Here is a 14690-nt window from a genome sequence, read left to right as displayed (position 1 = left end):
TTAGCTAACGGCATAGTTTTTCAACTATAGCCGTTGGCAATCCTTTGTTTTCATCGTATATTCGTAACTTATCCTAACTTATTTGCTTCACGAGAACATTGGAGTGTGAATGTATCTTTTTGAAGGTCTTAAAAAGAAAATCTCAAAATACTTGCCAGCAGACGATGTTGAGCTAGTTCAAAAAGCCTACGTGGTAGCCCGAGAGGCTCATGAGGGTCAAACTCGTTCAAGTGGCGAGCCTTACATTACTCACCCCGTTGAAGTCACTCAAATATTAGCAAGCATGCATCTTGACCATGAAACGCTCATGGCAGCACTCATGCATGATGTGATTGAAGATACCGATTTTAGCCAACAAGATTTAGCTGAAATATTTGGTGAAACGGTGGCAGAACTCGTAGAGGGTGTGAGCAAACTTGATAAATTGAGCTTCAAAGATAAAAAAGAGTTCCAAGCTGAAAACTATCGAAAAATGATTATGGCAATGACCCAAGATATTCGGGTTATTTTAATCAAGCTAGCTGATAGAACACACAACATGCGCACATTAGGCGCACTTCGTCCTGATAAACGCCGCCGTATTGCTCGTGAAACCCTTGAGATTTATGCACCAATTGCTAATCGCTTAGGTATTCATGATATAAAAAATGAGCTAGAAGATTTAGGTTTTCAAGCACTGTACCCTATGCGTCATCGTGCACTTAAATCGGAAGTGGCTAAAGCGCGTGGTAATCGCAAAGAAGTTATTTCAAATATTCAAACTGAAATTGAAGCTCGCCTTGAAGAATCTGGCATAAAAGCGACCGTATCAGGCCGTGAAAAGCATCTATACAGTATTTATAAAAAAATGCTCAACAAAGAGCTGCTGTTTAACGAAGTCATGGATATTTACGCATTTCGTATTGCAGTAGACTCTATGGATACCTGTTATCGCGTACTTGGTGTAGCTCATAACTTATATAAGCCAATCGAAACCCGTTTTAAAGACTATATTGCTGTACCAAAAACTAATGGTTACCAATCATTACATACTTCTTTAGTTGGCCCGCATGGTATTCCAGTAGAAATTCAAATTCGTACTTTAGATATGGATCACATGGCTGATAAAGGGGTCGCAGCTCACTGGATGTATAAAAAGTCGGGTGATAATGCGGGTCATACTGCACAACAGCGCGCACGCCAATGGATGCAAAGCTTATTGGAATTACAACAAAGCGCAGGTTCCTCGTTTGAATTTGTAGAGAATGTAAAAACAGAGCTATTCCCAGAAGAAATTTATGTCTTTACCCCAGATGGTCGGATTATTGAACTTCCTATGGGTGCAACAGCGGTTGATTTTGCTTATGCCGTTCATACTGATGTAGGTAATACTTGTGTCGGTGCACGTGTGAACCGCAAGCCTTACCCTTTAAGTAAAGCCATTGATACAGGGCAAACAATAGAAATTATTACCAGTTCAGGCGCTCACCCTAACGCAACATGGCTTAACTTTATTGTTACTGGCAAAGCACGCTTGGGCGTACGCAACTACCTTAAAAGTCAACAGCATGAAGAAGCGTTATTACTTGGTCGTCGCTTACTTGACTCAGCGCTAGGGGAAAACAAATTTGATAACCTGCCAGCTGAAAATATTACCCGAGTGCTTGAAGAGCATGAGCTTTCCTCTACTTTAGAATTATTAGTAGAAATTGGTTCAGGTAATTTAATGAGCATGTTAATTGCTAAGCGCTTATTACAAAACGACAATGATGATTTAAACGATATCGCAAAGCGTGCCAAAGCAACCATTATTGGTACCGAAGGCATGTTGGTTAATTATTCTAAATGTTGTCGTCCTGTACCTGGAGACGCTATTACTGCCCATGTTAGCCAAGGTAAAGGTTTAACCGTTCATCGCCAAGAGTGTAAAAATATTCGTGGTTGGGAAAATGATCGTTCGAAATACCTAGTCGTAAAATGGGATGATAATCCAGAAAAAGAATATATAGCGACTTTAAGAGTAGAAATCATTAACCACCAAGGTGCGCTGGCTAAATTAACCAATGTGGTCGCCACTACGCAGGCCAATATTGTAGAAATAGCTACCGATGAAAAAGAAAGTAATTTATACGTGATAGACTTAGGGATCACAGTTAAAAACCGTATTCATGTCGCCAATATTATGCGCCGCATACGTGTTATGCCCGATGTACAAAAAGTCTATCGTAAAAAATAAAATAGGAACATCATGAATAAAGCATTTATATCAACGGATAAAGCACCTGCAGCAATTGGTACATATAGCCAAGCAGTAAAAGTGGGTACAGCTGTTTATTTATCAGGGCAAATACCACTTGTCCCAGAAACAATGGACGTTATTTCTGAAGACTTTAGTGAGCAAACACATCAAGTATTTAAAAATATCAGTGCGGTTTGTGAGGAAGCTGGCGGTTCTATTCAAGACCTAGTAAAAGTTAATATTTACCTTACTGATCTTTCAAACTTTGCCATTGTGAACGAAGTTATGAGCCAATATTTTAAACAGCCTTACCCTGCGCGTGCAGCTATTGGCGTTCGTGCACTCCCTAAAGGTGTACAAGTAGAAATTGACGGCATTATGGAACTTCCTTCAACAAACTAACCTCTATAAGCTATGAGCGCCGCTCATAGCTTTTATCCTATTCTATAGCTACACTTTGATGAATTCTTGACTCAAAACTAAAATTCTAGCACTCTGTAATCACGTTATTTTATTAAACCTTACTTTTGTAGTAGAAAAGGATAACTTGTGTTTAAGCTTGCTCATAATGGCAATGTATTGCTCGATACGAGTAAATCTGCACCCACCAGTGCTGCTTTTATCATCGAAGCAATTGAACAATCGCCTTACAGCGAGTGTGAAATCGATCATGACGCCATAAATAACTATTTCAGTAGTGCAACACCTGAACGAATCTTAGTCGTTGCAACACGCCACGATGCAACCTTAATCGTTGAAATCAGCGATGATAAAATGCTAGCCACTGGCACGCTCACTCTCGCCAAAGGTGGCGCAACACTCAGTTTTGATGAAGCTAAAAAAGAATTAGTGAAAGCGCATGTTGCTAGAGGTTATAAACAAGCATTTTTAGAGCAGCTTTTACAAAAGCAATTTGAGCTTCCTCCGGGCTCTGTAGTTAGCGGACCACTCGCTAAAGGACGTTTACCTACTGACGGCCAAGATAGTAAATTTAAAGCCATGGTTAAAACCTTAAAAGACCGCCTTAAAGCACCCAAATTAAAAGAAGATGGTAGTGTTGATATGCGTGATTTTGGTAAATTAGCAAGTGTTAAACCGGGTGAATTACTAATCCAGCAGCAACCTGCGACTCCTGGTCAAGAAGGGTTTACCGTGATAGGTGATGTTTTACCAGCCAAACCAGGGCAAGTTCATGCCCTAATTGCAGGTGAGGGTACTGAAATATCAAAAAATAACCCGATGGAATTACTTTCAACTATTGCCGGCGTGCCTGTTGAAATAAATAACGGAATGCGTGTTGACGATATTTTCACTGTTAACGATGTGTCTGTAAAAACAGGCCATATCGACTTTGAAGGTAGTGTAATAGTTAGTAAAAATGTAGAGCCAGGGATGAGGATAAATGCAACAGGTGACATTACCGTTTTTGGTACAGTCGAATCTGGAGAATTAACCGCCGGTGGCGATATACTTGTAAAACAAGGGGTGATTGGCCATCAAAAGCCTGAAGATAAATCACTGTCTTGCAGAATAATTTGCGCAGGTGATGTGCATGCCTCACACTCTCAATATTGCTACATTGAAGCTAACAGCATATTGCTTGACCGCCAAGCCAGCCACAGCTCAATGAAAGCAAAAAATATAATTCAAATTGGTCAATCAGAACTACCTAAAGGAAAGTTATTTGGAGGTGAAATTTTAGATGCCACTAAACTAATTGCCGGAGAAATTGGTAACGAATCAGGGGCTAAAATGGCAATTAATTTAGCCGCTTCAGCTACTCAAATGACCAAAGATATTGATAAATATTTTAGTGAATTAACAGCTGCAAATGAACAGGTTGATAGCTTACAAGCTGCATTAGAAAAAGCAGATTTAATTAAAGATGCTGATAAAAAAAGCGAGCTCATGAATAAGATTGGATCAACTCAGATACATCATAGTCAACAAGCTGAACAACTAGAAAAGCAGATAGCGAGTTTAGAGCAAAAACTAAATACCATGCTCGATGAAGCCATTTTAACCGTAAATACCGTTTTACATTCTGGAGTGGAAATCCATATATTCAACAAGTTACTTAAAACAACTCGCAACTTTCCACCAAGTAATGTTAAGTTAGAAAACAATAAAATAGAAATTGAGTTTAAAACTTAATTATAAGGGGCTGTTAGTAACAGCCCCTTATTCTTTATAGTAAGCCGTCTACACTGTCATAGGTTTGCGCTGGCCACACACCTACCTGCACTTGCCCTATGTGTTGTTTTTGTAATAACAGCATAGCCAAGCGAGACTGACCAATACCACCACCAATTGTTTGAGGAAATTTACTTTCTAACAATGCTTTATGCCAATCAAACTCTAAACGGTCTTCGTCACCGGTAATTCCCAATTGAGCTTGCAAAACTTCAGGGCTCACTCGAATTCCCATAGATGATATTTCGAAAGCATCTTCAAGAATTGGATTCCATACTAAAATATCGCCATTTAATCCCATATACTGATCACATGTTGGTGTTGACCAATCGTCGTAATCTGGCGCTCTCACATCATGAATTTTACCATCACTTAATGCTCCGCCAATACCAATTAAAAACACAGCACCATATTCTTGAGCAATCGCTTTCTCACGCTGCTTAGCGCTAAAGTCAGGGTACATTTCACGCAGTTCTTCACTGTGTACAAAAGTAATTTTAGCTGGCAAAAATGCTCTTAAGCCAAAGCTTGCACTAACATATTGTTCAGTGGCTTTAATAGCTTGGTAAATTGTTTCAACCGTTTGCTTGAGAGTAGATAAAGAACGCTGCGTACTTTCACAAATAACTTGCTCCCAATCCCATTGATCAACATAAACAGAATGGATTGGGCTTAGTGAATCTTCATCAGGTCGCAACGCTTTCATTTGCGTATAAATTCCCTCACCTTGTGAAAAGCCATATTCACCCAAGGTTTTACGCTTCCACTTAGCAAGTGAATGCACCACTTCGTAACGGCTATCTGCAATCGCTTTAATATTCACAGCCACGGCGTTCTCGTGCCCACTTAAGTTATCCTGTGTACCGTCGCCTACTTTAGCCAAAATAGGCGCTTGAACTTCAATTAAGCCCAGTTTTTGTTCTAATTGCTGCGAAAAGAACTGCTTAACTTTACTTATTTGCTGCTGCTGCTGCACATAATGTGAACTCATAATAATTGGCCTCATTCCCAGTTATTGTATTTACTACTTAGCGCAAATTACGCTTCGATGAGGTTATCGTAACAATTAAACTATTTAATTCAATATCCCATAATAAAAATAGCTTTACGATATTAAAACCATTAAAAAAGTGGTATAAAAACAACTAATACCATAATTAAAGACGGTTAAATCTATGGAAAATTATCAAATCGATAATCTTGATAAACAGATTCTGCATGCATTAATGGATAATGCGCGTACACCTTATGCTGAATTAGCAAAACGCTTTAGTGTAAGCGCAGGAACAATTCATGTGCGAATCGAAAAAATGAAACATGCGGGGATCATCACAGGTACTCAACTAACCATTAATACAAAGCAATTAGGTTACGATGTGTGTTGTTTTATTGGTATTAATTTGAACAACGCGCGCGATTATCCGCAAACACTTATAAAATTAGAATCATTAGAGGAAGTGGTCGAAGCATATTACACCACTGGTAATTACAGTATTTTTATTAAAGTAATGACCCGCTCTATCGATCATCTACAAGATGTATTAATCAATAAAATACAGGCAATAGAAGCCATTCAATCAACCGAAACCCTGATCTCATTACAAAACCCGATTAGTCGAACAGTGGTGCCTTAAGGTGAAAAATCTCGTATAATTTGCCGAAAAAGAGGACTCCCATGCAGCAAACTCGTTACCAAAGAATCGAAAGTGTACTTTCACGTCGTCAAACCGACCTTACCGTGTGTTTAGAAGACGTACACAAACACCATAACTTATCAGCAATTGTTAGAACGGCTGATGCCGTTGGTTGTCATCATGTGCATGCCGTGTGGCCAGAAAAACAAAAGTGGCTAACCAATAATACCTCTGGTGGTAGTAAAAACTGGTTAGACACACATCTTCACAGAAACATAGATGATGCCGTTGCAAGTATGCGTGCTCATAATCCTGATGTACAAATTTTAGCTACGCATTTAAGTGAAGATGCTGTCGACTTCAGAGAAATTGATTACACTAAACCGACTGCAATTATTGTCGGTCAAGAAAAAACGGGGATCTCTCCACAAGCCTTAGAGTATGCAGATCAAAACATCATTATTCCAATGCAAGGCATGGTGCAGTCGTTAAATGTATCCGTTGCAGCAGCCCTAATTTTATTTGAGGCGCAGCGTCAACGTGATCTAGCTGGTTTATACAATAGAAATATGCTGAGTGAAGAAATTAAGCACCCAATGTACTTTGAAGGCTGCCACCCAATTATTGCAAGGCAATGCAAACAAAAAAACCTACCTTACCCTGCTCTTGATGAAAACGGCGAAATTGTTGCTGATGAACAGTTTTGGCAGGCGTTAAAACATACTTGATGCATATACAGTGTATCAGTACACTTAACTTACTAAATAATAATAATTGAGCCTACATTGTCTAAACCTAGCTTAAGCCAATACCCAATCACAGAGCTTAAAGGCGTTGGTCCTAAAATGGCTGAACGGCTTTTAAAGCTAGGTATTAGTACAGTACAGGACATGCTATTTCATTTGCCGCTTAGGTATGAAGACAGAACCCGTATTTATACAATTAGTGAGTTGACCCCTCATAGCCACGTAACTGTTCAAGCAACCATTGAAACCAGTCAAATAACCTTTGGAAAGCGGCGCATGCTGGTTTGCCAAATAAATGATGGTACAGGTAGGTTAACACTACGATTTTTTAATTTTACCGCAGCACAAAAAAATGCATTTAGCACAGGCAAAATAATTCGTTGCTTTGGCGAAATACGTCGCGGACGTATTGGCTTTGAAATGAGTCATCCTGAATACAGTATTAGCGACACTTTTGAACAACAACCAACATCATCAACACTTACGCCAGTCTATTCAACAACCGAGGGGTTAAAGCAGCTCTCTATTAGGGCGTTGAGTGAACAGGCAATAGAATTACTTCAAAAGTATGCAGTAGAAGAGCTACTTCCCCAACAATGGCAACCATCGCAACTACCGTTAAGTGATGCGTTATTATTACTGCATCGCCCTCCTAATGATGTTGATATAAGTGCGCTTGAACAAGGGACTCACCCAGCTCAGCAGCGGCTCGTATTTGAAGAATTACTGGCGCAAAATCTCAGTTTATTAAAAGTAAGAGAACAGGGACAACAAGTTAAAGCCGTTGCACTTGAGCCCACTAATTCATTAGAAACACAATTTTTAGCACAATTACCCTTTGCGCCAACCAATGCACAAAGCCGTGTGGTATCAGAAATTAAAGCAGATATGCAACACGCTTACCCTATGATGCGACTTGTCCAAGGGGACGTTGGCTCTGGTAAAACACTAGTCGCAGCACTGAGCGCGTTAACTGCGATAGCAAAAGGCTACCAGGTCGCATTAATGGCGCCAACAGAGATATTGTCAGAGCAACACGGAATCAACTTTTCTAGCTGGTTTGAAAGCCTTGGAATAACGGTTGCTTGGTTAGGTGGTAAAACAAAAGGTAAAGAGCGCGTAAGTACACTTGCAATGATCGCCTCAGGTGAAGCGCAAATGATTATCGGTACCCATGCGTTATTTCAAGATGAAGTAAAATTTAACAATCTTGTACTTATCATTATTGATGAACAACACCGCTTTGGAGTTCATCAACGTTTATCATTGCGTGAAAAAGGCCGTTTTGGTGATTGTTATCCACATCAGCTAGTAATGACAGCAACTCCTATACCACGTACGCTCGCAATGACCGCCTATGCAGACTTAGAAACCTCAGTGATTGACGAATTACCACCTGGGCGGACTCCTATCACTACAGTTGCGATTCCTGATACTCGTCGAGATGATATTATTAGTCGCGTAAAACTTGCCTGTAACGAACAAGGTCGACAGGTTTACTGGGTATGTACACTAATAGACGAGTCTGAAGTACTACAATGCCAAGCAGCGGAAGACAGTGCATTACAGCTAAAAGAAGCATTACCTGAGCTTGCTATTGGCTTAGTCCATGGGCGAATGAAAGCTACGGAAAAGCAAGCCATTATGAGCAACTTTAAAGCGGGTAAAATTCATGTACTTGTGGCAACTACCGTGATCGAAGTTGGGGTTGATGTGCCTAATGCGAGTTTGATTATTATTGAAAACCCTGAGCGCCTAGGTTTAGCACAGCTTCACCAACTACGTGGCCGCGTAGGCCGTGGAGCTACGGCATCTCACTGCGTGCTTTTATACCATGCACCACTTTCACATACCGCACAGAAACGGTTAGGAGTACTGCGCGATAGTAACGACGGATTTGTTATCGCAGAACGTGATTTAGAAATACGCGGCCCAGGTGAAGTCCTTGGAACAAAACAAACCGGCTTAGCAGAATTTAAAATTGCAGACTTAACAAGAGATAAGCAGACCTTAAATCAAGTTAGACCCATAGCACAACAGATGTTGAAGCAATATCCTCAGTATGTAGACCCTCTCATTCAACGCTGGTTAGGCAACAAGTCAAATTACGCACAAGCTTAGTTACTTATTCGCATAAAGCCACACATTAATTTTCCCAACTAGTTATTCCCTATACCACAACTATTTCCCTACACCTTGCGCCTGTGTTTTCACTTTCCTGTAGACGTAAAAAAGCCCGACTCTTTTGAATCAGGCTTGCTTGTATTTGGAGTCGAGCGACAATGCCCTAGAATGTCGTAGTGTCCACAGCGATGGAAAGCCACATAACAAATGGGATACTCTCTATGCGTCGGGAGTCGCTTCGCTCGCCCAACCTACGCGATAGTGCTGGGTGAGTGTGTGCTTTTTACTTTTCTGCAGACGTAAAAAAGCCCGACTCTTTCGAATCGGGCTTCTCTTATTTGGAGCCTGGTAATGTCCTACTTTCACATAACAAATGCTACACTATCATCGGCGCTGTTTCGTTTCACTACTGAGTTCGGCATGGGGTCAGGTGGGTCCAAAACGCTATTGTCACCAAGCAAATTTGGTGTCAGTCCGTATTACTACGCACTAACTAAAATTTGGAATTTCTGATAATAAAGTTTTCAGTAATCTACTTTAGTCTATTAACTTCTTCGCTTGTTTCACTATCACATAAAACGCGTTTGGCGTTGTATGGTTAAGCCTCACGGGTAATTAGTACAAGTTAGCTTAATGGCTCACACCACTTCCACATCTTGCCTATCAACGTTGTAGTCTTCAACGGCCCTTCAGAGACTTTAAAAGTCTAGTGAGAACTCATCTCAAGGCCTGCTTCGCGCTTAGATGCTTTCAGCGCTTATCAGTTCCGAACGTAGCTACCGGGCAATGCCATTGGCATGACAACCCGAACACCAGCGGTTCGTTCACTCCGGTCCTCTCGTACTAGGAGCAACCCCTCTCAATTCTCAAACGCCCACGGCAGATAGGGACCGAACTGTCTCACGACGTTCTAAACCCAGCTCGCGTACCACTTTAAATGGCGAACAGCCATACCCTTGGGACCGACTTCAGCCCCAGGATGTGATGAGCCGACATCGAGGTGCCAAACACCGCCGTCGATATGAACTCTTGGGCGGTATCAGCCTGTTATCCCCGGAGTACCTTTTATCCGTTGAGCGATGGCCCTTCCATTCAGAACCACCGGATCACTATGACCTACTTTCGTACCTGCTCGACGTGTCTGTCTCGCAGTTAAGCTGGCTTCTACCATTACACTAACCGTACGATGTCCGACCGTACTTAGCCAACCTTCGTGCTCCTCCGTTACTCTTTGGGAGGAGACCGCCCCAGTCAAACTACCCACCAGGCACTGTCCGTAACCCCGATTCAGGGGCCAACGTTAGAACATCAAAACTACAAGGGTGGTATTTCAAGGACGACTCCACAAAAACTAGCGTCTCTGCTTCAAAGTCTCCCACCTATCCTACACATGTAGGTTCAATGTTCAGTGCCAAGCTGTAGTAAAGGTTCACGGGGTCTTTCCGTCTAGCCGCGGGTACACAGCATCTTCACTGCGATTTCAATTTCACTGAGTCTCGGGTGGAGACAGCGTGGCCATGGTTACACCATTCGTGCAGGTCGGAACTTACCCGACAAGGAATTTCGCTACCTTAGGACCGTTATAGTTACGGCCGCCGTTTACCGGGGCTTCGATCAAGAGCTTCTCCGAAGATAACCCCATCAATTAACCTTCCGGCACCGGGCAGGTGTCACACCGTATACGTCATCTTGCGATTTTGCACAGTGCTGTGTTTTTAATAAACAGTCCCAGCCACCTGGTCACTGCGGCTCCAATCAGCTTAGAGAGCAAGTCTCATCACCAATCGGAGCGTACCTTCTCCCGAAGTTACGGTACGATTTTGCCTAGTTCCTTCACCCGAGTTCTCTCAAGCGCCTTAGTATTCTCTACCTGACCACCTGTGTCGGTTTGGGGTACGATTCGGTATAATCTGAAGCTTAGAGGCTTTTCCTGGAAGTATGGCATCAGCAACTTCATCACCGTGGTGACTCGTCTCGTGTCTCAGCCTAACAGCAACCCGGATTTACCTAAGTCGCTAGCCTACACACTTTCACATGGACTACCATCGCCATGCTTGCTTAGCCTGCTCCGTCCCCCCATCGCAATTATACCAAGTACGGAAATATTAATCCGTTTCCCATCGACTACGCCTTTCGGCCTCGCCTTAGGGGTCGACTTACCCTACCCTGATTAACATGGGATAGGAACCCTTGGTCTTCCGGCGTGCGGGTTTTTCACCCGCATTATCGTTACTCATGTCAGCATTCGCACTTCTGATACGTCCAGCATACCTCCCGGTACACCTTCAACCGCTTACAGAACGCTCCCCTACCACTCAGAATAAATTCTGAATCCGCAGCTTCGGTGCATAGTTTAGCCCCGTTACATCTTCCGCGCAGACCGACTCGACCAGTGAGCTATTACGCTTTCTTTAAAGGATGGCTGCTTCTAAGCCAACCTCCTGGCTGTCTGGGCCTTTCCACATCGTTTCCCACTTAACTATGACTTTGGGACCTTAGCTGGCGGTCTGGGTTGTTTCCCTCTTCACGACGGACGTTAGCACCCGCCGTGTGTCTCCCGGATATTACTTTACGGTATTCGGAGTTTGCAAAGGGTTGGTAAGTCGGGATGACCCCCTAGCCTTAACAGTGCTCTACCCCCGTAAGTATTCGTCCGAGGCTCTACCTAAATAGATTTCGGGGAGAACCAGCTATCTCCCGGTTTGATTAGCCTTTCACTCCTAACCACAGGTCATCCCCTAACTTTTCAACGTTAGTGGGTTCGGTCCTCCAATTGATGTTACTCAATCTTCAACCTGCCCATGGCTAGATCACCGGGTTTCGGGTCTATACCTTGCAACTATTCGCCCAGTTAAGACTCGGTTTCCCTACGGCTACCCTAATCGGTTAACCTCGCTACAAAATATAAGTCGCTGACCCATTATACAAAAGGTACGCAGTCACCCTCGAGGGGCTCCTACTGCTTGTACGTACACGGTTTCAGGTTCTATTTCACTCCCCTCACAGGGGTTCTTTTCGCCTTTCCCTCACGGTACTGGTTCACTATCGGTCAGTTGGGAGTATTTAGCCTTAGATGATGGTCCACCTATATTCAGTCAAAGTTTCACGTGCTCCGACCTACTCGATTTCACTTAAAATGCATTTTCATGTACGGGACTATCACCCTGTATCGTGGCACTTTCCAGAGCCTTCCATTAACACATAATAAGCTTAAGGGCTGTTCCGATTTCGCTCGCCGCTACTATCGGAATCTCGGTTGATTTCTTTTCCTACGGGTACTTAGATGTTTCAGTTCTCCGCGTTCGCCTCGTTAACCTATGTATTCAGTTAACGATACCTGCAAGCAGGTGGGTTTCCCCATTCGGAAATCCTAGTCTCAAGTGCTTTTTACTAGCTTGACTAGGCTTATCGCAAGTTAATACGTCCTTCATCGCCTCCAACTGCCAAGGCATCCACCGTGTACGCTTAGTCACTTAACCATACAACCCAAACGGGTCTTTGTTTCGTGACAGTTTAACTTCGCCAGAAGTTAATATTGAATACTAAAGTAGATACCAATCAACAAACGTAAAACGTTTATTAAATGGCACTGAATGATACTGCTATCATTCTTTTTTACTTTTGAAAACTCTGTACAAATAACAATGATATTCATACGAATTTTATTATCAGCTTTTCCAAATTTTTAAAGAGCAGAGAATCAAAAACTTCTCAAAATTAAACACACTCTATTCTCAGGTGATTGTGCTACCCGATAAAAGAATATTTATTTTTAAGAAGTAAAGTGGTGGAGCTAAGCAGGATCGAACTGCTGACCTCCTGCGTGCAAGGCAGGCGCTCTCCCAGCTGAGCTATAGCCCCACATATGCTGGTCTTACTGTTTGTATACCGACTTATTTTTAACACAAGGCGTAAGTTGAGGCCGTTTAGTTTACTAAACAACGAAGCTTACAACGAAGTATTAAGAAGAAGTGGTGGGTCTGAGTAGATTTGAACTACCGACCTCACCCTTATCAGGGGTGCGCTCTAACCAGCTGAGCTACAGACCCAAACAATAAGTGTTGTTCTCTTTACAATTAACAATCATCTGTGTGGACACTACGAACAAATAAGTTCTAAATCGTATAAGGAGGTGATCCAGCCCCAGGTTCCCCTAGGGCTACCTTGTTACGACTTCACCCCAGTCATGAATCACTCCGTGGTAAACGTCCTCCCGAGGGTTAGACTATCTACTTCTGGAGCAACCCACTCCCATGGTGTGACGGGCGGTGTGTACAAGGCCCGGGAACGTATTCACCGCGTCATTCTGATACGCGATTACTAGCGATTCCGACTTCATGGAGTCGAGTTGCAGACTCCAATCCGGACTACGACGCACTTTAAGTGATTCGCTTACCTTCGCAGGTTCGCAGCACTCTGTATGCGCCATTGTAGCACGTGTGTAGCCCTACACGTAAGGGCCATGATGACTTGACGTCGTCCCCACCTTCCTCCGGTTTATCACCGGCAGTCTCCTTAGAGTTCTCAGCATTACCTGCTAGCAACTAAGGATAGGGGTTGCGCTCGTTGCGGGACTTAACCCAACATCTCACAACACGAGCTGACGACAGCCATGCAGCACCTGTATCAGAGTTCCCGAAGGCACCAAACCATCTCTGGTAAGTTCTCTGTATGTCAAGTGTAGGTAAGGTTCTTCGCGTTGCATCGAATTAAACCACATGCTCCACCGCTTGTGCGGGCCCCCGTCAATTCATTTGAGTTTTAACCTTGCGGCCGTACTCCCCAGGCGGTCTACTTAATGCGTTAGCTTTGAAAAACAGAACCGAGGTTCCGAGCTTCTAGTAGACATCGTTTACGGCGTGGACTACCAGGGTATCTAATCCTGTTTGCTCCCCACGCTTTCGTACATGAGCGTCAGTGTTGACCCAGGTGGCTGCCTTCGCCATCGGTATTCCTTCAGATCTCTACGCATTTCACCGCTACACCTGAAATTCTACCACCCTCTATCACACTCTAGTTTGCCAGTTCGAAATGCAGTTCCCAGGTTGAGCCCGGGGCTTTCACATCTCGCTTAACAAACCGCCTGCGTACGCTTTACGCCCAGTAATTCCGATTAACGCTCGCACCCTCCGTATTACCGCGGCTGCTGGCACGGAGTTAGCCGGTGCTTCTTCTGTCAGTAACGTCACAGCTAGCAGGTATTAACTACTAACCTTTCCTCCTGACTGAAAGTGCTTTACAACCCGAAGGCCTTCTTCACACACGCGGCATGGCTGCATCAGGCTTGCGCCCATTGTGCAATATTCCCCACTGCTGCCTCCCGTAGGAGTCTGGGCCGTGTCTCAGTCCCAGTGTGGCTGATCATCCTCTCAAACCAGCTAGGGATCGTCGCCTTGGTGAGCCATTACCTCACCAACTAGCTAATCCCACTTGGGCCAATCTAAAGGCGAGAGCCGAAGCCCCCTTTGGTCCGTAGACATTATGCGGTATTAGCAGTCGTTTCCAACTGTTGTCCCCCACCTCAAGGCATGTTCCCAAGCATTACTCACCCGTCCGCCGCTCGTCAGCAAAGTAGCAAGCTACTTTCTGTTACCGCTCGACTTGCATGTGTTAGGCCTGCCGCCAGCGTTCAATCTGAGCCATGATCAAACTCTTCAATTAAAAAGTTTTATGTCTTTCGACAGCTCAATGAATTCTGAATTTATTTAATATCTTTCGATATTGAATTGACTGTGCTGCAATTCCTACCTAAGTAGTTATTGCTGTTGGTCACTC

At 43.4% G+C, this 14690-nt stretch carries 7 protein-coding genes, 2 tRNA genes and 3 rRNA genes; 6 read left to right on the top strand and 6 right to left on the bottom strand.

What is annotated here, in order from left to right; genetic code table 11:
• The first annotated feature begins 109 nt into the window (after nucleotides 1-109).
• The 3 genes from spoT (at nucleotide 110) to ACZ5WS_RS04860 (ending at nucleotide 4372) form a co-directional block, all read left to right on the top strand.
• A complete protein-coding gene (gene spoT, locus ACZ5WS_RS04870; protein ID WP_109875868.1) occupies nucleotides 110-2215 on the top strand; it encodes a bifunctional GTP diphosphokinase/guanosine-3',5'-bis pyrophosphate 3'-pyrophosphohydrolase in 2106 nt (701 codons plus the stop codon).
• Nucleotides 2216-2227: 12 nt separating this feature from the next.
• Nucleotides 2228-2620, top strand: a complete 393-nt coding sequence (locus tag ACZ5WS_RS04865) for a RidA family protein (protein WP_010392969.1) — start codon at nucleotides 2228-2230, stop codon at nucleotides 2618-2620.
• A 147-nt stretch (nucleotides 2621-2767) separates the two neighbouring features.
• Complete coding sequence (locus ACZ5WS_RS04860) at nucleotides 2768-4372, top strand: DUF342 domain-containing protein (RefSeq protein ID WP_138623310.1); 1605 nt, start codon at nucleotides 2768-2770, stop codon at nucleotides 4370-4372.
• A 34-nt stretch (nucleotides 4373-4406) separates the two neighbouring features.
• Here the strand turns inward: ACZ5WS_RS04860 and asnA are convergent, their stop codons facing one another.
• Nucleotides 4407-5402, bottom strand: a complete 996-nt coding sequence (gene asnA / locus ACZ5WS_RS04855) for an aspartate--ammonia ligase (protein WP_010392975.1) — start codon at nucleotides 5400-5402, stop codon at nucleotides 4407-4409.
• 184 nt (nucleotides 5403-5586) lie between these two features.
• Here asnA and asnC point away from each other — a divergent pair, with 184 nt between their 5' ends.
• From asnC to recG, 3 genes are read left to right on the top strand one after another with little or no spacing between them, the layout of a single operon-like run.
• Nucleotides 5587-6045 carry a transcriptional regulator AsnC gene (asnC, locus tag ACZ5WS_RS04850; RefSeq protein WP_008108204.1) on the top strand — a complete coding sequence of 153 codons (459 nt, stop codon included), beginning with the start codon at nucleotides 5587-5589 and terminating at the stop codon, nucleotides 6043-6045.
• 41 nt (nucleotides 6046-6086) lie between these two features.
• A complete protein-coding gene (gene trmH, locus ACZ5WS_RS04845; RefSeq protein ID WP_010392977.1) occupies nucleotides 6087-6773 on the top strand; it encodes a tRNA (guanosine(18)-2'-O)-methyltransferase TrmH in 687 nt (228 codons plus the stop codon).
• Nucleotides 6774-6830: 57 nt separating this feature from the next.
• On the top strand, nucleotides 6831-8912 hold the full coding sequence (gene recG, locus ACZ5WS_RS04840) for an ATP-dependent DNA helicase RecG (RefSeq protein ID WP_464710927.1): 2082 nt from the start codon (nucleotides 6831-6833) through the stop codon (nucleotides 8910-8912).
• A 346-nt stretch (nucleotides 8913-9258) separates the two neighbouring features.
• Here recG and rrf read toward each other — a convergent pair.
• The 5 genes from rrf to ACZ5WS_RS04815 all read right to left on the bottom strand — a co-directional run bounded on the left by rrf (nucleotide 9259) and on the right by ACZ5WS_RS04815 (nucleotide 14576).
• Nucleotides 9259-9373: ribosomal RNA gene (gene rrf / locus ACZ5WS_RS04835) — 5S ribosomal RNA — on the bottom strand.
• 136 nt (nucleotides 9374-9509) lie between these two features.
• Nucleotides 9510-12394: ribosomal RNA gene (locus ACZ5WS_RS04830) — 23S ribosomal RNA — on the bottom strand.
• A 306-nt stretch (nucleotides 12395-12700) separates the two neighbouring features.
• Nucleotides 12701-12776: transfer RNA gene (locus ACZ5WS_RS04825), tRNA-Ala, on the bottom strand.
• A 111-nt stretch (nucleotides 12777-12887) separates the two neighbouring features.
• Nucleotides 12888-12964 (bottom strand) — tRNA-Ile (locus ACZ5WS_RS04820).
• Nucleotides 12965-13040: 76 nt separating this feature from the next.
• A 16S ribosomal RNA gene (locus tag ACZ5WS_RS04815) occupies nucleotides 13041-14576 on the bottom strand.
• The 16S, 23S and 5S rRNA genes sit together here with 2 tRNA genes alongside, the layout of an rRNA operon.
• Nucleotides 14577-14690 lie beyond the last annotated feature (114 nt).

Source organism: Pseudoalteromonas sp. 11L1, from assembly GCF_055397545.1.
Note: the sequence above shows the minus strand (reverse complement) of the source record. Positions and strands in the feature narration are given on the sequence as shown.